The organism is Bosea sp. BIWAKO-01 (assembly GCF_001748145.1).
Lineage (GTDB): Bacteria > Pseudomonadota > Alphaproteobacteria > Rhizobiales > Beijerinckiaceae > Allobosea.
The window spans coordinates 1177345-1196863 of sequence record NZ_BCQA01000001.1; the positions used below are offsets into that span (position 1 = coordinate 1177345).

General features: G+C 65.4%; 18 protein-coding genes. 8 read left to right on the plus strand and 10 right to left on the minus strand.

Annotated features, from left to right (window positions below; genetic code table 11):
- Positions 1 to 3: 3 nt before the first annotated feature.
- The 5 genes from BIWAKO_RS05380 to murA are packed head-to-tail and all read right to left on the minus strand — an operon-like array spanning position 4 to position 4046.
- Positions 4 to 408 (minus strand): arsenate reductase/protein-tyrosine-phosphatase family protein, encoded by a 405-nt coding sequence (locus tag BIWAKO_RS05380; protein WP_084652153.1) that lies wholly within the window; start codon positions 406 to 408, stop codon positions 4 to 6.
- A 47-nt stretch (positions 409 to 455) separates the two neighbouring features.
- The gene (locus BIWAKO_RS05385; protein ID WP_069877658.1) at positions 456 to 929 is read right to left on the minus strand and encodes a UPF0262 family protein; all 474 of its coding nucleotides are present in this window, start codon (positions 927 to 929) and stop codon (positions 456 to 458) included.
- 29 nt (positions 930 to 958) lie between these two features.
- Entirely contained in the window at positions 959 to 2251 is a 1293-nt protein-coding gene (gene hisD, locus BIWAKO_RS05390; protein WP_069877659.1) for a histidinol dehydrogenase, read from the minus strand.
- Positions 2252 to 2278: 27 nt separating this feature from the next.
- A complete protein-coding gene (locus tag BIWAKO_RS05395; RefSeq protein WP_069877660.1) occupies positions 2279 to 2725 on the minus strand; it encodes a DUF2948 family protein in 447 nt (148 codons plus the stop codon).
- 31 nt (positions 2726 to 2756) lie between these two features.
- Complete coding sequence (murA, locus tag BIWAKO_RS05400; RefSeq protein ID WP_069877661.1) at positions 2757 to 4046, minus strand: UDP-N-acetylglucosamine 1-carboxyvinyltransferase; 1290 nt, start codon at positions 4044 to 4046, stop codon at positions 2757 to 2759.
- Between the two features lie 739 nt (positions 4047 to 4785).
- On the opposite strand from murA, the gene BIWAKO_RS05405 reads away from it, so the two are divergent.
- The 4 genes from BIWAKO_RS05405 to BIWAKO_RS05420 all read left to right on the plus strand — a co-directional run bounded on the left by BIWAKO_RS05405 (position 4786) and on the right by BIWAKO_RS05420 (position 11302).
- On the plus strand, positions 4786 to 5748 hold the full coding sequence (locus BIWAKO_RS05405; protein ID WP_069877662.1) for an enoyl-CoA hydratase-related protein: 963 nt from the start codon (positions 4786 to 4788) through the stop codon (positions 5746 to 5748).
- 150 nt (positions 5749 to 5898) lie between these two features.
- Positions 5899 to 8226 (plus strand): putative bifunctional diguanylate cyclase/phosphodiesterase, encoded by a 2328-nt coding sequence (locus tag BIWAKO_RS05410; RefSeq protein WP_069877663.1) that lies wholly within the window; start codon positions 5899 to 5901, stop codon positions 8224 to 8226.
- A gap of 154 nt (positions 8227 to 8380) precedes the next feature.
- Positions 8381 to 9841, plus strand: a complete 1461-nt coding sequence (locus BIWAKO_RS05415; protein WP_084651170.1) for a dihydrolipoyl dehydrogenase family protein — start codon at positions 8381 to 8383, stop codon at positions 9839 to 9841.
- Between the two features lie 9 nt (positions 9842 to 9850).
- A complete protein-coding gene (locus tag BIWAKO_RS05420; RefSeq protein ID WP_069877664.1) occupies positions 9851 to 11302 on the plus strand; it encodes a sensor histidine kinase in 1452 nt (483 codons plus the stop codon).
- Positions 11303 to 11307: 5 nt separating this feature from the next.
- Here BIWAKO_RS05420 and BIWAKO_RS05425 read toward each other — a convergent pair whose 3' ends face one another.
- Positions 11308 to 11937: a S24 family peptidase gene (locus BIWAKO_RS05425; RefSeq protein WP_069877665.1), complete on the minus strand. Its 630-nt coding sequence runs from the start codon at positions 11935 to 11937 to the stop codon at positions 11308 to 11310.
- A 167-nt stretch (positions 11938 to 12104) separates the two neighbouring features.
- On the opposite strand from BIWAKO_RS05425, the gene BIWAKO_RS05430 reads away from it, so the two are divergent.
- A complete protein-coding gene (locus BIWAKO_RS05430) occupies positions 12105 to 12449 on the plus strand; it encodes a DUF952 domain-containing protein (protein ID WP_069882199.1) in 345 nt (114 codons plus the stop codon).
- Positions 12446 to 13537 carry a quinone-dependent dihydroorotate dehydrogenase gene (locus tag BIWAKO_RS05435; protein ID WP_069877666.1) on the plus strand — a complete coding sequence of 364 codons (1092 nt, stop codon included), beginning with the start codon at positions 12446 to 12448 and terminating at the stop codon, positions 13535 to 13537. Before BIWAKO_RS05430 ends, BIWAKO_RS05435 begins: the two co-directional genes overlap by 4 nt.
- A gap of 105 nt (positions 13538 to 13642) precedes the next feature.
- Here BIWAKO_RS05435 and BIWAKO_RS05440 read toward each other — a convergent pair whose 3' ends face one another.
- The 3 genes from BIWAKO_RS05440 to BIWAKO_RS05450 form a co-directional block, all read right to left on the minus strand.
- Positions 13643 to 13912 (minus strand): DUF6460 domain-containing protein, encoded by a 270-nt coding sequence (locus tag BIWAKO_RS05440; RefSeq protein WP_069877667.1) that lies wholly within the window; start codon positions 13910 to 13912, stop codon positions 13643 to 13645.
- A gap of 85 nt (positions 13913 to 13997) precedes the next feature.
- A complete protein-coding gene (locus BIWAKO_RS05445) occupies positions 13998 to 14678 on the minus strand; it encodes a response regulator (protein ID WP_069877668.1) in 681 nt (226 codons plus the stop codon).
- Between the two features lie 174 nt (positions 14679 to 14852).
- Positions 14853 to 16487: a cisplatin damage response ATP-dependent DNA ligase gene (locus tag BIWAKO_RS05450; RefSeq protein ID WP_069877669.1), complete on the minus strand. Its 1635-nt coding sequence runs from the start codon at positions 16485 to 16487 to the stop codon at positions 14853 to 14855.
- A 155-nt stretch (positions 16488 to 16642) separates the two neighbouring features.
- Here BIWAKO_RS05450 and BIWAKO_RS05455 point away from each other — a divergent pair, with 155 nt between their 5' ends.
- Complete coding sequence (locus BIWAKO_RS05455; protein WP_069877670.1) at positions 16643 to 17425, plus strand: SGNH/GDSL hydrolase family protein; 783 nt, start codon at positions 16643 to 16645, stop codon at positions 17423 to 17425.
- A 16-nt stretch (positions 17426 to 17441) separates the two neighbouring features.
- Here BIWAKO_RS05455 and BIWAKO_RS05460 read toward each other — a convergent pair whose 3' ends face one another.
- Positions 17442 to 18485 carry a ligase-associated DNA damage response exonuclease gene (locus tag BIWAKO_RS05460; protein ID WP_069877671.1) on the minus strand — a complete coding sequence of 348 codons (1044 nt, stop codon included), beginning with the start codon at positions 18483 to 18485 and terminating at the stop codon, positions 17442 to 17444.
- A gap of 42 nt (positions 18486 to 18527) precedes the next feature.
- On the opposite strand from BIWAKO_RS05460, the gene BIWAKO_RS05465 reads away from it, so the two are divergent.
- Positions 18528 to 19484 carry a class I SAM-dependent DNA methyltransferase gene (locus BIWAKO_RS05465; RefSeq protein WP_069877672.1) on the plus strand — a complete coding sequence of 319 codons (957 nt, stop codon included), beginning with the start codon at positions 18528 to 18530 and terminating at the stop codon, positions 19482 to 19484.
- Positions 19485 to 19519 lie beyond the last annotated feature (35 nt).

Here is a 19519-nt window from a genome sequence, read left to right on the forward strand (position 1 = left end):
CACTCAGGCCCGCAGGCGCTGCTTGATGCGCCGCATCAAGCCGTCCCGAACGTCGCGATAGGCGTCGAGCACCTGCTCGCGCGAGCCCTGGACGATGGTCGGATCCGGCGTTGGCCAGTACTCGACATCGGCGGCGAGCGTTCTGGTCAGCTCAAGGGCCTTATGATGCGCTTCCGGTGAGAGGGAGATGATGAGGTCGAAATTCAACCCCTCCCATTCCTCGAGTTCCTCAATGGATTTTGGCTTGTGGCGATGAGCGTCGATGCCGATCTCGTCGAGCACGGCAAGCGCGAACTTATCGACGTCGCCCTTCCTCGCTCCGGCCGACTGGACATAGATCGATTTGCCGAAGAAGTGCTTCGCCATGGCTTCCGCCATCGGGGAGCGCACCGCGTTATACGCGCACATGAAGAGCACGCTGTGGATCTTGCGCGGCGGCGCTCCCTCCACCGAGACTAGCCCTTCCAATGCAAGGCATAGATCAAGGTGAACAGGCGACGCGCCGTGTCGTGGTCGATCTCGACCTTGCTCGCCAGGCGCTCGACCAGCATGTGGGCCGCCTCGTCATGCAGGCCGCGCCGGCCCATGTCGATCGCCTCGATCTGCGCAGGCGTCGACGCCCGGATGGCGGCGTAATAACTCTCGCAGACCAGCCCATAGTCCTTGATGATGCGCCGCAGCGGCGTCAGCGAGAGGTGATGCGTGACGACCGGCGCTCCGTCGGCCCCCTTGATCTCGAATACGAGGCGTCGCTCGACCAGCGCGAGATGGGCCAGATAGGGGCCGCCATCATGCCCGGGCAACGCGAAATGGTTGCGCTCGACGAGGTCATAGACCGCAACCGCGCGCTCATGTTCCTGATCCGGACTGCCACGCCCCAACGAGGCTTCGTCAAAAGTCACACCGACCAGACATTGGCTTTGCGACATGCAGCCTCCGGACACAGGGCGCGCGGGACTCAGAGATTGAGCCTGATCGTCACGGATCGGCCATGGGCCTGCAAGCCCTCTGCCTCGGCCAGTTGCGTCGCGGCCGGCGCCAAGGCGCGAAGCCCGTCGACGCCGCATTTCAGCAACGAGGTTCGCTTCATGAAATCCGCGACACCGAGCCCCGACGAGAAACGGGCAGAACGGGCGGTCGGCAGAACATGGTTGGGACCGCCGACATAGTCGCCGATCGCCTCCGGTGTATGGCCGCCCAGGAAGATCGCGCCGGCATTGCGAACCTTCCGCGCCAGGCCGTCGGGATCTGTGGTGACGATCTCGAGATGCTCGGGCGCCAGCCGGTCGACCAGCGGGAGTGCGCGCTCCAGGTCCTCGACCAGCAGGATGGCGCCGAAATCCTGCCAGCTCTTGCCGGCGATCGCGGCGCGCGGGAGCACTGCCAGCTGGGCGATCACCGCCTTCTCGACCTCGGCTGCGAGCGCCGCATCATTGGTGAGCAGGATCGACTGGGCGGATTCGTCATGCTCCGCCTGCGCCAGCAGATCGGCTGCGACCCAATCCGGGTTCGCACTTGAATCCGCGATCACCAGAACCTCGGAGGGGCCGGCGATCATGTCGATACCGACCTGTCCGAAGACGCGGCGCTTGGCGGCCGCCACATAGGCGTTGCCCGGCCCGACGATCTTGGCCACCGGCGCGATCGACTGCGTTCCATAGGCCAATGCCGCCACCGCCTGGGCACCGCCAATCCGGTAGACCTCGTGCACGCCGGCAAGCCGCGCTGCCGCCAGGACCAGTGGGTTGGTCTCCCCGCGCGGGGTCGGCGCCACCATGACGATGCGCTCGACGCCGGCAACCCTGGCCGGCACTGCGTTCATCAGCACGGACGAGGGGTAGCTCGCGGTACCGCCGGGAACGTAGAGGCCGACCGTCTCGATCGCGCTCCAGCGCCACCCGCTCTCGACACCGAGCGCATCGCGCGTCCAGGAATCCTGCGGCTTCAGGCGGAGGTGATAGGCCTCGATGCGCGCACGTGCGGTCTCCAGCGCGGCCAGCAGATCGGCGGAGCAGGCCGCGACGGCCGCATCGATCTCTGCTTCGCTGACCCGAAGGGTCGAAGGGGTCAGATCGAGCTTATCGAAACGCGAGGTGCAGACGATGACGGCCTCATCCCCCTTGGCGCGAACATCGGCAATGATGTCGGCGGCAACGCGGTCGACGTCTTCGGACACCTCGCGCTTGGTCGTCAGCAGAGCGGCAAAGGCCTGCTCGAAGCCTGCGTCTCGTTGATCGAGCCTGATCGGCATCGCAAATCCTGAAGCTGAAAGAAGAGGTCAGGCGCCGTTCGGGTGATCGGGCTTGGCGACTGCCTCCCAGACCGGGCCAAGGTCCTTCATCTGGGCCTCGATGCACTCGACGCCCAGGCGGATAGCGGCGCCATCCGAGAAATGCAGCGTGACCTCTCCCGCCGGCGCCTCGGACTCGGTGAAGGTGATGGCGAGGAGATTGAGAACGGCCCCTGTCGCCGTCGGGTCAACCTTCGTACTCTTGGCGTGAACGACGCGTTCGAAATGCAGGGCGGCAAGGCGCCTGCGCTTCTGGCCATGCGGTACACCTTCCCAGTCGAAGCGTCGCGCGGCCAGCGCGAAGCGCTTCTGCGCTGGCAGATAGGCGACATCGCCGACGCGCAGGACAGCATCCTGCAAATGTGCGGAGATGATCGCGAGATCCTCCGCGTCGAGCGCGATCAGCTTCAGTGGGTCTGCGGTATCGTCCGACATCGACCTGTTCTGGCGAGCGGACGGTTCGGCGTCAACCGCTGATCCGCTCGACCTGTGCCCCACAACGCGTCAGCTTCGCTTCCAGCGCCTCGAAACCGCGATCGAGATGGTAGACACGGTTGATCATCGTGTCGCCCTCGGCTGCGAGGCCACCAATGACGAGCGAGACCGATGCACGCAGATCGGTTGCCATGACCGGCGCGCCGGTGAGCTTGCCGACGCCCTCGACATAGGCGACGTCCCCATCCAGCCGGATCTTCGCGCCAAGGCGGACGAGCTCCTGGACATGCATGAAGCGGTTCTCGAAGATCGTCTCGCGAATGCGCGAGGTGCCCTTAGCGCGCGTCATCAGCGCCATGAACTGCGCCTGCAGATCGGTCGGGAAGCCCGGGAACGGATCGGTGTCCACATCGACGGCCTCCAGCGCGGCACCGTTGCGGCGCACGCGGATGCCTTCATTGGTCTCGCTGATATCGACGCCGGCCTTGACCAGGATATCGAGCGCCGATTGCAGCAGATCGGCCCGCGCTCCTTCGAGCAGCACGTCGCCTCCGGTCATTGCGACAGCCATCGCATAGGTGCCGGTCTCGATCCGGTCCGGCAGGACAGCATGGTGCGCGCCCCCGAGCCGCGAGACCCCCTTGACCACGATCTGCGAGGTGCCGGCGCCCTCGATCTTGGCGCCCATCTTGATAAGGCACGCGGCGAGGTCCGTGACCTCGGGCTCACGCGCCGCGTTCTCGATCACTGTCGTGCCGTCTGCGAGAACCGCAGCCATCAGGGCCGTATGGGTGCCCCCAACCGTCACCTTCGGGAAAACGATCTCGGCGCCCTTCAGGCCCTTCGGCGCGCGCGCCAGCGCATAGCCATTCTCGATGCTGATTTCCGCTCCGAGCCGCTCCAGCGCCATCAGCAGGAGGTCTACCGGCCGCGTACCGATCGCACAGCCGCCGGGCAGGGAGACCTTCGCTTCGCCCATCCGGGCCAGGATCGGAGCAATGACCCAGAAGCTCGCGCGCATGGTCGAGACCAGTTCATACGGCGCGCAGGTGTCGACGATCTGGCGTGCGGTGAGCGCGATGGTCTGGCCCGTCTCCGCCGACTGACCGATGCGCTTGCCAGCGATAGAACGGTCGACGCCATGGTTCGAGAGGATGCGCGACAGCGCAGTCACGTCCGACAGTCGCGGGACATTGACCAGAGTCAGCGTCTCATCCGTGAGGAGGCTCGCGATCATCAGCGGCAACGCGGCATTCTTCGCGCCCGAGATCGGGATCGTGCCATTGAGGCGCTGGCCACCGGTAATGCGGATACGGTCCATCTGGATGTCCTGCTGGAGATCGCGGCTATCGGCCGCGCGGCGCGATTGAGGGCGGGATCAGGACCGGGGAGTCTCGGCCTGGGCAGGCAGGGCTTCGTCTTCCCGCTCCGCTTCATCCGCCCGACGAGCGCGCGCCTGCGCCTTGCGGCGCTTGAGGTTCTCGCGCAGGGCTGCGGCAAGGCGCGCCCTCTTTTCATCGTCTGCGGTTGGTTGGCGACTCAAGGGATCAAACTCGGCTTACGCGGTTCAACGCTGGGATCGCGGCGAAATCGCGGCGCATGGTTAGCTCTGCAACGCCCGTTGGACAAGTTTCCAAAGCGGCCGGTCGTCAATCAGCGATCCCTCGCTCGCCAAGCTTGAGACGAAACTGTGCCGCAGCGAGGCGCCGAGCCTTCGGGGCTCGCGCTTGCAGCTTGCCCTAAGGGCCTCCAGCCGCTGCGGCCGCCGCTCGGCTGCATGCTGAAACCGCCTGCATTTTCCGTCTCTTGCGCTCGGCCGGCATTCGCGAGCGCCGCGTGTTTCGAGCGCTCTTCCCCAGCGGCACACGGCTTGCCTTGCCGGCTCGGCGCGCCGCTTCAAAAGCCCGCAACATCACATTGAGACAGGCCCTCCAGCAGCACAACTTAGACGACAAAGTTTAATGAAATTAACCATTTCTGCCGGTTATCGTTTACAGTTCATTAACTTCTTCTACCCTGCGGAGGCGTTCCAAATTGTCTGACCTGACGGGATTTGCGGCATGTTCCAGGCCTTCGCTTCACAGACCCATTCGGTGCCCGCCGTCGCTCTGGAATGTTGCGAGGTCATCGACGCGTTGCGGCACAAGGCGGGTTTCCTGCCCGAGGTGCAGCTGGCCTATGAGGCCGAGATCAAGACGCTGTGGGTGACGATCAAGCCGGAGCTGAAGCCGGTCTTCACGCTCCAGCTGCTTGACAGCCTCGGCAAGATCCAGAAGGCGATCTATGCTCTCTGGGGAGCGCCGGATCAGTATCACGGCGCGCCGGTGCGCTTCCTTGCCTTCCGCGGGACCGGCCCCTTCTTCACCCTCGGCGGCGATCTCGATTTCTATCTCGACTGCCTCGCCAAGAATGACCGCGCCGCCCTGGCGGAATATGCGCGCCTCTCGATCGAGGGCGCGGTCTGGAACGCCAGCGGTCTCAACGGCCTGGTGATCACGCTCTCGACCATTCACGCCAAGGCGATCGGCGGCGGCATCGATGCGCCGCGCTCCTGCAATGTCATGATCGCCGAAGAGCAGGCCTCGTTCGTCTACCCCGAGATCAAGTTCAACCACTTCCCGATCACGGCGGTCGCGGTATTGTCACGCCGCATGGGCTCGCGTGCAGCCGAGCGCCTGCTGCTCTCCGGCGAGGAGATGAGCGCCGCCGAATTCATGGCAGCCGGTGCACTGGAAGCGGTGGTGCCGACCGGCACCGGCGAAGACTGGATCCGCAAATATGCCAGCGACTCCCTGCCGGTGCACGCGGCCAAGACCGCGCTGTTCTCCGCGTTCAATCGCCGGGCCGGCGACCTGCGCGAGGAACTGGAGCATCTTGGTGACATCTGGACGGATTGCATGCTCCGCCTCAACCCGAGTGCCATCTCGAAGCTGCAGCGCATCGCGCAGACGCAGGACCGTATGCTGACCCGCGTCTACCAGCGGCCGGCGAGCCCGGTCCTGTCCAGCGCAGCGGCCCTCTGATCCTGCAAAGGCGCCTTCGCGGAGACGCAAGGCGGTTGCCCCCCCCCTCACGAAACATTTACCTGTTCCGCTTAAAGGGTTTATCCGGCGCGAACTCGGGCTCGTGAAAAGCTCGTGTCGCGCGCCTGAGGCCTTGCAAGGCGGGACTGGATGGCGGGTGTTTTCAAAGGGCTTTTCAGCGACAGACAGGGCGACGTCCGCGAGGATTTCGACCTGCCGGACTATCGTCTGCTGGTCAGCTCGCTGTTTTCCTCGCCCGGCTCGATCATTCCCGGCGGCATCGCTGGTATCCTGACCCCCTATCTGTGCTGGCTCTCGACGGGCGCCAGCATATTCATGACCCTGACCGCGCTGGTGACTCTGGTCGTCGCACTTCGGATCATGACCGTCATCAGCTATCGCAGGCGCGATCATTCAGATGACAGCTTTGCCGAAACACGGCGCTGGGATCGCGAATACTTCCTCGGCGCAACGGTTTTCAGCGCAGTCCTTGGTTACAGCTGCTACATCGCACTGACACAGACGGAGGATCCCGCCGCCCATATCACTTCGGTCGCCTCGACCATCGCATTGGCCTCGGGCTATGTCTCGCGCAACGCTGGCCGGCCGAAATTCGTCGCCGTACAGCTCCTGACCTTCTGCGTGCCGATGGCCATCGGCCTCGTCCAGGCCTCCAACGATTACTATCACTATATCGGCTATTTCGCGTTCCTGTACGTGGCCGCCAACATCGCCATCACCAATTCCCTGCACCGGAATCTCCTCGCGCTCAGCGAAGCGACCAAGCAGTCACGCGGGTTGGCATCAGCGCTGCATTCGCAGAACCTGACGCTCGACGCCGCGCTCAACACGATGATCCATGGCCTCGCGATGTATGATCGCAGCCTCAAGCTCGCGATCTGCAACGCACCGCATCGCACGCTCTTCGGCATCCCCGAGACGCTCGCCCTCCCCGGCACGCCCCTGACGGCGATCGCCCGCTTCCTGATCGAGCGCCAGGTCATCAGCGCCGACCAGGTTCGCGACATCAGAAGCGCGCTCAGCGAGGTTCAGCAGTCGCAACAGGCGGTCACCCGCGAATTGCAGACCCGCGGCGGCCGGTTGCTGGTGGTCACCATCGCGCCTGCGGCCGAAGGCGGCGTGCTCATGCTGACCGAGGATGCGACCGAGAGGAAGGCGACGGAGGCACGGATCGAGCGGATGGCTCGCTTCGACGAGTTAACCGGTCTCGCCAACCGCTTCGAATTCAACAACCAGCTGTCCGAGTCCTTCCGCAAGTTGGAGCGGACAGGTGAAGCCTTCGCGCTGCTCTATGTCGATCTCGACGGTTTCAAGCAGGTCAATGACAGCCTTGGCCACGATATCGGCGATCGCGTCCTCTCCGAAACGGCTATGCGCCTGCGCGGTGTCATTCGCGGTGGCGACCTGCTGGCGCGCTTCGGCGGTGACGAGTTCGTTCTGATCTTGCCCTCGGCCAATCTCGCCATCGTCACCACGATCGCCCAGCGCATGATCGACGCGATGGCCAAGGCCTTCCTGCTTGAGACCAAGACCGTATACGTGACCGCCAGCGTCGGTATCGCTATGGCGCCGCTCGATGCCGCGACGCCTGCCGATCTGCTGCGCCACGCTGACACCGCCCTCTACAAGGCCAAGGCCGCAGGCCGCAATACACTGACCTTCTTCAATCCGGCGATGGCCGAGGAGATGCTCGATCGTCACGAGATCGAGGTGGATCTGCGCCGGGCTTGCGAGAACAAGTCGCTCGAACTGTACTATCAGGCCATCATCGATCTGAAGACGCAGGATGTCGTCAACCGCGAGGCGTTGATGCGCTGGCGGCACCCCACCCGCGGAATGATCCCGCCTGGCATCTTCATTCCAATCGCGGAGAGTTCCGGCCTGATCGCCGCCATGGGCGACTGGGCCATCAGGCAGGCCTGCCAAGACGCCGCCGCCTGGCCCAACGACGTCGGCGTTTCCGTCAACATCTCGCCGCTGCAGTTCCGCGAACCGCGCCGGATCGTGGAGACCGTCAAGGAGGCGCTCATCGCGTCCGGGCTCGGCTCCCATCGCCTGACGCTCGAGGTGACAGAATCCCTGCTGATCGAAGATAACAAGGGCACGCTCGCCGCCATTCACGAGTTGCGCGCGCTCGGCGTGAAGTTCGCACTCGATGATTTCGGCACCGGCTATTCGTCGCTTGCCTATCTCTCGACCTACCCCTTCGCCCAGGTGAAGATCGACCAGAGCTTCAGCCGCGACGTGCACGCCAATGAGGCGTCGAAAGCCATCATCGAGGCTGTCTGCCAACTCGCTCGACGCCTTTCGATGAATGTCGTCGTCGAAGGCATCGAAACCGAGCAGCAGCGTATCGCAGTGCAGTTGCTTGGCGCGCACCGGGCACAGGGCTATCTCTTCGGCAGGCCGGAGCCGGTATCCGCCTTCTCGCCCGGCAGGGGACGTCACGTCGCCTGAATGTCGCTGAGACGTCGCACGCGCGATACCGATCCGACCGCGACAATGCCTGTCCAACGGCGCGCTGCTCCAGTACTTGCGGCTCGCCGGCCTTGATTCCTGCACTCTGACAACGCATCAGCAGGTAGCGGAAAGCAGATCAGGGAGAGGCGATGTGACCGGCAGTCCGGCAACGGCATCCAATACGACGCCGCTGACCCCCGACATCTGCGTTATCGGAGGCGGCGCCGCCGGACTTTCCCTTGCGACAGCAGCGGCGCTCTTTGGCGTATCGGTCGTGCTGGTGGAGCGCGACCGCCTCGGGGGCGGCAAGGACGCTGTCATCTCGAACGCGCTGATCGCCGCCAGCACACGGGCGAGCCTGGTCCACGACGCCGGCGTTTTCGGCATCGCGGCCGGTGCGCTGGATGTGGATTTCGCAAAGGTGCAGGCGCATATCGCCGGCGTCGTCGCGGCACTGGCCCCCAACGAAACGGCCGAGCGCCTCGCAGCATTGGGCGTCACCGTGATCAAGGGAGAGGCCCGGTTTCGCGACCGCAACACCGCGCAGGTCGGCGATCAGGAGATCAGGGCAAGGCGTTTCGTCATCGCAACGGGCTCGCGCCCGGCGGCGCCGTCAATTCCCGGCATGGACAAGGCCCCTGCCCTGAGTGTGGCATCCGTTCTCACCCTGAGCCGCCGCCCGGAGCGCCTGATCGTGCTCGGATGTGGCTCGGAAGGGGTTGAACTCGCGCAGGCGATGCACCGCCTCGGCAGCAGCGTCACGATCGTCGGAACTGAAGACCTGCTTGCCGGCGAGGACCCGGAGGCCGTGATGCTGATCCGCCGCGCCCTGCTGCGTGACGGGATCGCGCTGCACGAAGCGGCTAAAATCCTGCGTGTCGAAACCCCGCGCAATCGTGTGCGCCTCGTCCTGGCCGGGACAGAGGGTGAAGCGGAACAGCCCCTGGATGGCACGCACCTGCTGATCGCGAGTGACCGGCAGCCGGCGATCGCCGCGCTCGACCTCGAACTTGCGGGCATTGCCAGCGATGCCGGCGGTATCGTCGTCAACAATGGCCTGCGGACTGCCAACCGACGTGTCTTCGCCATTGGCGGCTGCGCCAGTGGAAACCGACACGGCGCTCACCTTGGTCATGCAGCCAACCACCAGGCCAGCCTGGTTCTCCGCAATATCCTGTTCCGCCTGCCGGTGAGGGCGGACGCGGCGGCGCTGCCAAGAGTGACCTCCTGCGAGCCTGAGCTTGCCAGCATCGGCCTGTCCGAGGAGCAGGCCCGCAAGGCGGCGCGGGAAATCCGGGTCCTGCGCTGGCCCTACGCCGAAAGCGGCAAGGCGCAGGCCGAACGGCAGACGGAGGGCTTCGTCAAGCTCGTCACCGACGGCAAGGGCCGCATCCTCGGCACCACCATCATCGGTGCCAAGGCCGGCGAGCTGATTGCGCCCTGGTGCCTTGCGATCGAGAAGGGGCTGAACGTCAAGGATATGGCCGGACTGGTCCTCCCCTCTTCGAGCCTCTCGGAACTCTCGAAGCGAGCTGCCCTCTCGGTCTACTCTCCGCTTGCGTCCCGGCCGGGCATTCGCCGGCTTATCGGCTTCCTGCGGCGCTTCGGATAAGCTCGCCGCATGGAGTCGCCACGCCTCGACAAGCAGTCGCTTTCCGTCAGCGTACCGCGCGGCCTGACGCGGCTCGGCCTTTCCGCGAAGCTGCTGCTGCTGACCGTGCTTTTCGTGATGCTGGCGGAAGTGCTGATCTACTTGCCGTCCGTCGCGAATTTCCGGCGCAACTGGCTGAATGACCGCCTGGCAGCGGCGCAGATCGCCGTTCTGGTTCTTGAAGGCGCTCCGCCGGAGGGACTGCCTGAAGGCAGCGAGAGCCGCCTGTTGATGGGCGTCGGCGCACGCGCCATCGCCGCCCGCGTCGGCGGTGCGCGGCGCCTTCTCAGCCTCGATTCCATGCCGCCCGAGGTGGCGCGAACCGTGGATCTGCGCCAGATGGGCTGGCTCACCTCCATCATCGAGACTCTCGACACTCTGATTACGCCCGCCCATGACACGCCGATCCGGGTCATCGGCGAGGCGGTCGGCGGCGCCGACTTCGTTGAACTGATCATCGACGAGGCGCCGCTGCGCCGCGCGATGCTGGTGTTCTCAGCCAATATTCTGCTGCTGTCTCTGCTGATCTCGGGGTTGACGGCGGGGCTGGTCTATCTTGCCCTGAACTGGCTCATCGTCGGCCCGATCCGCCAGGTCGCCGCCAATGTCATGGAGTTCGAGGCCGACCCGGAGAACCCGCACCGGATCATCACGCCGAGCCAGCGCGCGGACGAGATCGGCGAGGCCGAACGGGCGCTCGCACGCATGCAGATGACGCTGGCGGACGAGTTGCGCACCAAGAAGCACCTCGCCGAACTCGGCCTGGCGGTCAGCAAGGTCAACCACGACCTGCGCAATATGCTGGCTGCGGCCCAGTTGATGTCGGACCGGCTGACAGAAACGCGTGACCCGAAGATCAGGCGCTTTGCGCCGCGCCTGATCGCCACGCTCGACCGCGCCATCGCCTTCTGCCAGGCGACGCTGGCCTATGGCCGCGCCGCCGAGGCGACGCCGACTCTGCGCGAGGTCGCGCTTCGGCAGCTTGTGGCCGATGCGGGCGAACTGCTCGGCCTCGCGGAAAGCCCGACCGTGAGCTTCGCCAACGAGGTTCCGGCGGAACTCATCCTGCCGTGCGACCCCGACCAGATGGCGCGCGTCCTGCTCAATCTCATGCGCAATGCCGTCGAGGCGCTGACCCGTGCGGGCGCCGAACCCGGCCGCCAGCCGACCCTGACCATCAGTGCGGCGCGCGAGCTTCATGAGGTCGTTCTGCGCGTCTGCGACAATGGTCCCGGCGTTCCGGAACGGGCGAAGGCCAATCTGTTCCAGGCCTTTCGCGGCTCGGTCAATCCCGGCGGCACCGGGCTTGGCCTCGCTATCGCGGCGGAACTCGTCCGCCTGCATGGCGGCTCGATCGCGCTCGAACCCTCGAGGATCGGGGCCGTCTTCAAGGTGGCGCTGCCGATCAGAGGGGGCAACTGAGGGCTCTACTGGCTCGCCCAGATCACCCGCGCCATAAAGGCGATCTCGGATGCTGCAAGCACCCGGTCGGGCTGCTCGGGATTGAGTGAGGCGAGTTCGACGGTCCTGGCAGTTTCGCGCTTGAGCTGCCTCGCCAGCACCTCGCCTTCAGTCGTCATGACCACAACCCGGTCGCCCCGCCTCACGGCAGCCGCTGGGGAGACAATGATGATGTCGCCATCGCGGTAGATCGGCAGCATCGAGTCTCCGGCGATCTCAAGCGCATAGGCCTTCTCGTCGGACAGGCCGGGAGACGCGACCTCCTCCCAGCCGGAGCCAGCGGGCAGGCCGCTGCCGTCGAAGAATCCGCCCAACCCAGCCTGTGCGAAACCGAGCAGCGGAATGGTGGGCGCCGGCGCCGCGGCGCGGTGCATCACCACGCTCATGAACTCGTCGAGCGAAGCGCCAGTAGCCCCTAGGATCTTGGCGATCGACTCGGTCGAAGGCCAGCGCTCGCGGCCATCCGGGCCGATGCGCTTGGAGCGGTTGAACGTCGTGGCGTCGAGCCCGGCCCTGCGCGCCAGCCCCGACGGCGTGAAGCCGTAGCGCTGGGCCAGCGCATCGATCGCGCTCCAGATCTGGTCATGGGACAGCATCGGACAAGCCTCTGATCCTGATGTGCCGGGAGAGCAGGACAAGGATAGGAAATATCCCCTACTCGATGAGACCTCAATCTGATTTCCGTGGGTGGGTCAGGGATGATTTGCCCGGAGCCGGCTGCACCCGCTATGGCGTGTACAACGCCGAACCAACGAGACGACCCGTGCCCCTCATCTACAAGATCTGCCCCGAACAGCTCTGGCGTGACGCCGAGCTCGCCGGGTCATTCATCGGTGCTGCCATCGATCTCGCCGACGGCTACATCCATTTCTCCACAGGCGGACAGCTTCGCGAAACGGCAGAAAAGCACTTCGCCGGTCAGAGTGGCCTCCTGCTGATCGCGGTGGACGATACGGCACTCGGCTCGGCGCTGCGCTACGAACCCTCGCGCGGCGGCGCGCTCTTCCCGCATCTCTATTCGGCCCTCGCCCCCAAGACCGTGCGCTGGATTGCGCCGCTCGCCATGGGGACGAAGGGCAGCCCCGTCATTCCGGAGGACATTTCGTGATCGGCAGCCTCTTCTCCCTCGCCCGGCCCCTGATCCACAAGCTGGATGCCGAGATGGCGCATCGCCTGACGGTTGCCGCACTGGCGGCCGCTCCGGCGTTGAAGCCGGCTGCCGACGATCCGATGCTCGCGACCGAGGCTTTCGGGCTCGCCTTCCCGAACCCGGTCGGCCTGGCGGCCGGCTTCGACAAACATGCTGAGGCGGTCGATGGCGCCCTGGGGCTCGGCTTCGGCTTTGTCGAGGTCGGTGGCGTGACGCCGCTGCCGCAGCCCGGCAATCCGCGCCCGCGTGTCTTCCGGTTGCCCGAAGACGAAGCCGTCATCAACCGGTACGGATTGAACAGCGAGGGCATGGAAGCGGTCGCGGCCAGGCTCGCAGCCCGCCGCAAGCGCGGCGGCATCGTTGGCGTCAATCTCGGCGCCAACAAGGACTCCGCCGACCGCGCCGCCGACTACGCCATCCTGGCCAGGCGGCTCGCGCCGCTCGCCGACTTCCTCACGGTCAACGTCTCCTCGCCCAACACTCCGGGCCTGCGGGATCTGCAGGCGGAATCGGCGCTGGACGACCTGATCGCGCGAGCGCTCGCCGCCCGCGACGAGGCCGGACAGGCCACCGGCCACCGCACGCCCGTTCTGCTCAAGATCGCCCCTGACCTGACGCTGCCTGAACTCGACGGCATCGTGGCCGTGGCCCGCAGGCGCGCGATCGACGGCATGGTCGTCTCCAACACCACTGTCGCACGGCCGGACAGCCTGCGGGGAGTCTCTCGCGGCGAAACCGGCGGCCTCTCGGGCCGACCGCTATTTGCGTCCTCGACCCGCATCCTCGCCGAGACCTATCGGCGCGTCGAGGCGCAGTTCCCGCTGGTCGGAGTCGGCGGCGTCGACTCCGCCTCCGCCGCCTTCGCCAAGATCAGGGCCGGCGCGAGCCTGGTGCAGTTCTATTCGGCGATGGTCTTCAAGGGCCCCGCCCTCGTGAGCGAGGTCAAGACGGGGCTCGTGCGAGAGGCCCGCCGTGCCGGTGCGAGCCGAATTGCGGAGCTCGTCGGCCGCGATGCCGAGGTGATCGCGCGGGGAGAGGGCCTGTAAGGCGCAGCCGGCGTCTCAGGCCGTGGCGCTCATGCCATGGTCGGCTTGCGCCGCATCGGATGTCGAGATCATCGAAAACCGCAATCGACTTTTCGGGCCGCTGCTTTAGCGCCGCGAAGCGAACAGGCGGGAGAGCAGCCAAATCGGGACCACGACCAGCGCTCCTGCGAGCACCCATTGGCCGACCTCGCGCACGGCGCCAAAACCGAGATCACCAAGCGACCGCAGGAAGCGCGCCACGGCGTCGAAAAGTCCGCGCGGTGTCAGCCCGAGAAAGGCCATGGCGGCACCGACGAGCAGTGAAATGAAGATCAGCCGGACAAGAACGCTGAGAAACGAACCGCCCAGGAAGTGATCGAGATTGCCATTGGCCATTGCCGAAATTCCTATCGATAGACGAGACGGGCCATAGATCGGTTGAACCGCGCCTGAATGGCGAGCAGCCGCGTCATCGGAACGCTCAGATCGTCGCCGACGCGCCCGCCGTCGCCCATGCCGTTCCCGCGATCTTCGAGGCGGCTATCACGGCCTGCGTACGGCTGTCGACATTGAGCTTGGTCAAGATGGCTGAAACATGGGCCTTCACCGTCGCCTCGGAGACCCCGAGCTCATAGGCGATCTGCTTGTTCAACAGCCCTTCCGACAGCATCATCAGGACCCGAACCTGTTGCGGCGTCAGCGTCGACAGCCGGCGCACCATGTCGGCGATCTCGGCATCGACCGGCGCCGAAAGATCGACCCCCGGAGGGGTCCAGACGCTGCCCTCGAGCACCGCTCGAATGGCCTCGCCCATCTGCTCGACCTCGGCCGTCTTCGGCAGGAAGCCAAGCGCCCCGAACTCGATGCAACGGCGGATCACAGCCGGGTCGTCATTGGCGGAGACGACGATAACCGGGATCTCCGGATGGTCGGCCCGCAGGAACAGCAGGCCGGAAAACCCCTGGACGCCGGGCATCGTCAGATCGAGCATGACGAGATCGGCGTCCCCGTCCTCGGCCAGCGCCTTCGTCAACGCCTCGAGCGAACCAACCTCGCTCACTTCCGCCCCTTCCAGCGCATGCGATACGGCCTGACGCAAGGCGCCGCGAAAGAGCGGGTGGTCATCTGCGATGACGATATGCGTCGGTGTTTGCCGGTTCATGCTGTCATCCCCTCCACAGCCCCGCTTATTCTGCCCCATAGGCGGGCGCAGGCTCAAGCATTTCAAGCCGATAAGACGGTATGAGCGCTGCAAACCGGCACGGAAGCCTGTGAACCAGAATTGCGCTTGCGGCAACGCAACAGAATATTCGCCTTTAGACTGCGGACCGATGCTTCAGCCCTGCCCAGGCAGGAGCGTCTCCAGCGCCTCGATCCGGTCCGCCTCACGCGGCGGCTTGTCCCAGCGAATGCGGCTGATCCGGGGAAAGCGCATGGCGAGCCCGGACTTATGCCGGGTCGAACGCTGCAGCCCCTCGAAGGCGACTTCCAGCACCAGCCCCTTGTCGGCCTCATGCGTGACCTCTCGCACCGGGCCGAAGCGGTTCAGCGTGTTGCGGCGCACGAAGCGGTCGAGCTCCAGCAACTCCTCGTCAGTGAAGCCGAAATAGGCCTTGCCGACCGGCACGAGTTCCTCGCCTTCCTCCGTCTTTCGCCAGACGCCGAAGGTGAAATCCGAATAGAAGGACGAGCGTTTGCCGTGACCACGCTGGGCATACATCAGCACGCAATCGACAAGCCGCGCATCCCGCTTCCACTTGTACCAGTACCCTTTCGGCCGGCCGGGCAAATAGGGAGAATCGAGGCGCTTGATCATGCAGCCCTCGACTGCTTCGGCATCGACGCCGGCGCCGGACGCCTCGGGGTCTGCGCGCGCGGCCGCCAGTTCCTCCCAATCGCTGAAGGCGATCGGCGGTGACAGATCCACCACTGCGGAGGACAGCCGCGCGACAAAGGCCACGAGCCGCTTGCGGCGTTCGACGAGCGGCAAGTCGCGAATGTCCTCCTCGCCATCGACGAGCAGGTCATAGGCCCGGATATGAGCGGGATACTCCGCCAGCATCTTGGCGGTGACGCTCTTGCGGTTCAGCCGCTGCTGAAGCGTGTTGAAGCTCTGGACGGCATTCTCGCGGCGCACCAGCAATTCGCCATCGAGTGCCCCGTCGAGAACGAGCGCCTCCGTGACATCCGGGAAGGAGGCGCCGATATCCTCGCCGGTCCGTGAATAGAGCCGGGTGATACGGGCCCCGTCAGCGCGTGTGCCGCTGACGGCCTGAACGCGGATTCCATCCCATTTCCACTCGGCCTGGAATTCCGCTGGAACGAGCTTGTCGAAATCGCCCTCCTCGATCGGGTGCGAGAGCATGGCGGGGCGGAAGGGCGCCGGATCCGTCGCGGTGGGCCGCGGTCCCCTGCCTTCGAGCCAGGCGAAGAGCGGCTCATAGGGAGGCTCCAGCCCGTGCCAGACCTGCTCGATCTCGTCGGGCTCGACATTGCCGAGGCTCGCCGCGGCCGTCTTGGCGAGCCGGGAGGAGACGCCGATGCGCAATGCGCCGGTGATGAGCTTGAGCAATGCCCAGCGGCCGGTCTCATCGAGCGCATCGAGCCAGGACGCCACCAGGCGGGGCAAGTCCGTCTTGCCGGAGTTTCGCAGGCCCGAAACGACATCGGGAAGGTGTGGCGCTGCATTCGCGCCATGCCGGGCCGGCCACATCAAGGCCACGGTTTCCGAGAGATCGCCGACATAGTCGTAGGACAGCGCAAACAGCACCGGGTCCGTACGCTCGGCGATCAGCGCCCGGATCAGGCCTGGCTTGGCGTTCTGGAACACCAGGCCGCCCGTCATCGCGGCCAGCGCCAGCCCCCGATCCGGATCAGGCGTCGTGCGCAGATAATCCGCGATCAGCGCGAGCTTCGCGTTGCGGCGCGGTTCATAGGCAAGCCTGTCGAGCAACCAGGCGAAACGGTTCATCCGGCCCTCCCCCGCAGCAGCTTCAGGCAAGCGTCAAGGACGGCGTCGGAGCCCTGCCTGTCCCGAAATTCCCTCATCAGGCCATTCACCGGCGTTCAGTCTCCATTCATGAACGAAACCTTACCAGCCAAGGGAGCAGTCATGAGGATGTCGGGATGCGCGCCGCGATGCGGTTCTTTGCCGTGAATCTCATTGTGGCCTCGGCATTTGCAACGTTGCAGATCGGCAGCGCTGAAGCCGCGTCCTTTGAGTGCCGGGAAACGCCGATGATGCAGGCGGCGATACCGCTCCCTGCCGTCGCGGCCAAGATCAGCCGCGAGCATAAGCTCGACATCCTGGCCATCGGCTCGTCCTCCACTGAAGGGATCGGCGCGTCCTCCAAGGACAAGAGTTACCCCGCCCGCCTGCAGAAGCTGCTTGGTCAGAGCTGGCCCAATGCCGCGATCAGCGTCACCAATGCCGGGATCGGGGGCGAGACCGCTCCGCAGACGATCGCGCGCCTGAAAAAGGCCCTGAGCGAGCGGCGCTATGATCTCGTCATCTGGCAGGTCGGCACCAATGATGCGGTGCAGGGTGGGGATCTCGCCGCCTTCGAGGCCATGGTCTCCGACGGCATTGCGGCAGTCCGCCAGGCCGGCTCCGGCCTCGTGATCCTCGACCCTCAGTACTTCCCGACGGTGAAGGATCCCGAACGCTATCGCAGATTTGTCGAGGCCATCGCTGACACGGCGCGCAGTCGCTCGATCCCCGTACTCTCGCGCTACAACACGATGCTGGACTGGCATCGGCGCGACGCCAATGCGTTCGCCGCGGTGCTCGCCAGTGACGGCTTCCATATGAGCGACACTGGTTATGATTGCCTGGCGCGGGACATGGCCGTCTCGCTGCTCGGCATGACGCTGCCCGGCCGCTCCCACACCGCGCAGGCCGCGCAGTAGAGGCTGCCGCCGGTTGCTAGAGCTGCGCGGCATCGGCCGTCTCGCTCACGGTTTCGGCCTCGCCCTCGTCGCCATAGCCGACAAGGTGCAGCGGCTTCGCGTTCAGTCCGACCGTCCCGCACCAATGGACCAACGCGTCGGCCTCGCCATGAGTGACCCAGATTTCGCCGGCGCCGGTTTCCCTGATTGTTGCCTGGAGATCGCCCCAGTCGGCATGATCTGAAACGATCAGCGGCAATTCCACGCCCCTCTGCCGCGCTCTCGCCCGGATCCGCATCCAGCCAGACGCGAAGGCGGTCACCGGGTCCGGAAACTTCCGCGCCCAGAGATCCTGAATCGAGCTTGGCGGGCAGATGACGATCTCTCCCGCCAGCGCCTTCCGATCGCTTGCCGAAACCAGGCGCGTCTCCCCGACGGGAGCACCTTCCGAAGCGTAGAACTCCGTCAGGGTCTCGAGCGCACCATGGATGTAGATGGAACGCTCGTAGCCGGCCTCGCGGATAAGTGCCATGACGCGCTGCGCCTTGCCGAGCGAATAGGCGCCGACGATATGCGTCCTTTCGGGAAAGAGCCTGACCGATTCCAGCAGCTTGGCGATTTCGGCATCGGCCGGCGGATGGCGAAACACCGGCAGGCCGAATGTCGCCTCGGTGATGAAGACATCACAGGATACCGGTTCGAAACCGGCGCAGGTCGGGTCGCGCTCGCGTTTGTAATCACCGGACACGACGATGCGCAGCCCCTTGCTCTCCACCACGATCTGGGCGGAGCCGAGCACATGGCCCGCGGGGACGAAGCGGATATCGACCGGGCCGATCGACGTCGTCGCACCCGGCACCGCCTCCTGCCGGCTCTGCGTAAAACCCTCGCCATAGCGCAAGGCCATGATGGCCAGGGTCTCACGCGTCGCCAGAACGGCGCCATGTCCCGCGCGCGCATGGTCGGAATGGCCGTGGGTGATCAGCGCCCGTCCGACCGGGCGAACCGGGTCGATATGAATATCAGCCGGCGGGCAATAGAGGCCGGCCGGCGTCGGGATCAACAGCTCCGAAGGGCGCATTGTCTAGTCTGGTGCATGGGCGTGAGATAAAGTCGATCGCTCATGGAAAAAATCCAGCCTCGTTTCTCGACGTCGTCCGGCGATCCCCGACTCGACCGCCGCTATGAATGGGCGGCCGCCGCGCTCTCCGAAGGAGACGCCGCAACAGCCGTCGATCTCCTCGATCAAACGCTCGGGGAGGCGCCGGGTTTCGTCGCGGCCTGGCATCTCTACGGCAAGGCGAAGGCGAAACTTGGCAGCAAGGAGGAGGCCGCGGAAGCATGGCGGCAATGCCTGGTTCTCGATGATGCGGATCATCTCGGCGCCAGGCTCGATCTCGCGCGCATCGGCGCAATTCCGGCCGAACTGGCCGCCTCCGATGCATTCTCCGGCCGTCTCTTCGACGAATACGCCGAACGTTTCGACAGTCACCTCGTAGAATCCCTCTCCTATCATGGTCCAGCCCTGCTGAAGGACGCGCTTGCGCGGGCCTGTGCAGCGCAAAGCCGCGCCCTGTCCTTCGCCATGACACTCGATCTCGGTTGCGGCACCGGCCTGATGGGCGAAGCGATCAGAGCTGAAACCGAGTTTCTCGCCGGGTGCGATCTCTCGGCCCGCATGATAGAGAAGGCGCGTGCCAAATCACGCGATGACGGAGGCCCGCTCTATGACAAGCTCGCCGTGGCCGGCCTCGTCGAATTCCTCGCAAGCCGCCGCGATGCGTCGGCCGATCTGGTCATCGCGGCCGATGTCTTCGTCTATCTCGGCGAACTTGCGCCGGCCTTCGCCCAAACAGCGCGGGTTCTGACAGCCACGGGCCTCGTTGCCTTCACCGTCCAGGATCATGACGGCGAGGACGTGATCGTCGGTGAAGATCGTCGTTTCGCCCATGGCGAACGCTGGCTCCGACGGCAGTTGTCCGAAGCACGGTTGACGCCGCTCCTGCTGGAGGCAGCAAGCACGCGCAAGGACCGCGGGAAGCCGGTGCCGGGGCTGGTTGTGGTGGCGGCGCGCGCTTAGGCCAACGCAACGTCTCAAGGACCCATGGCCCGAGA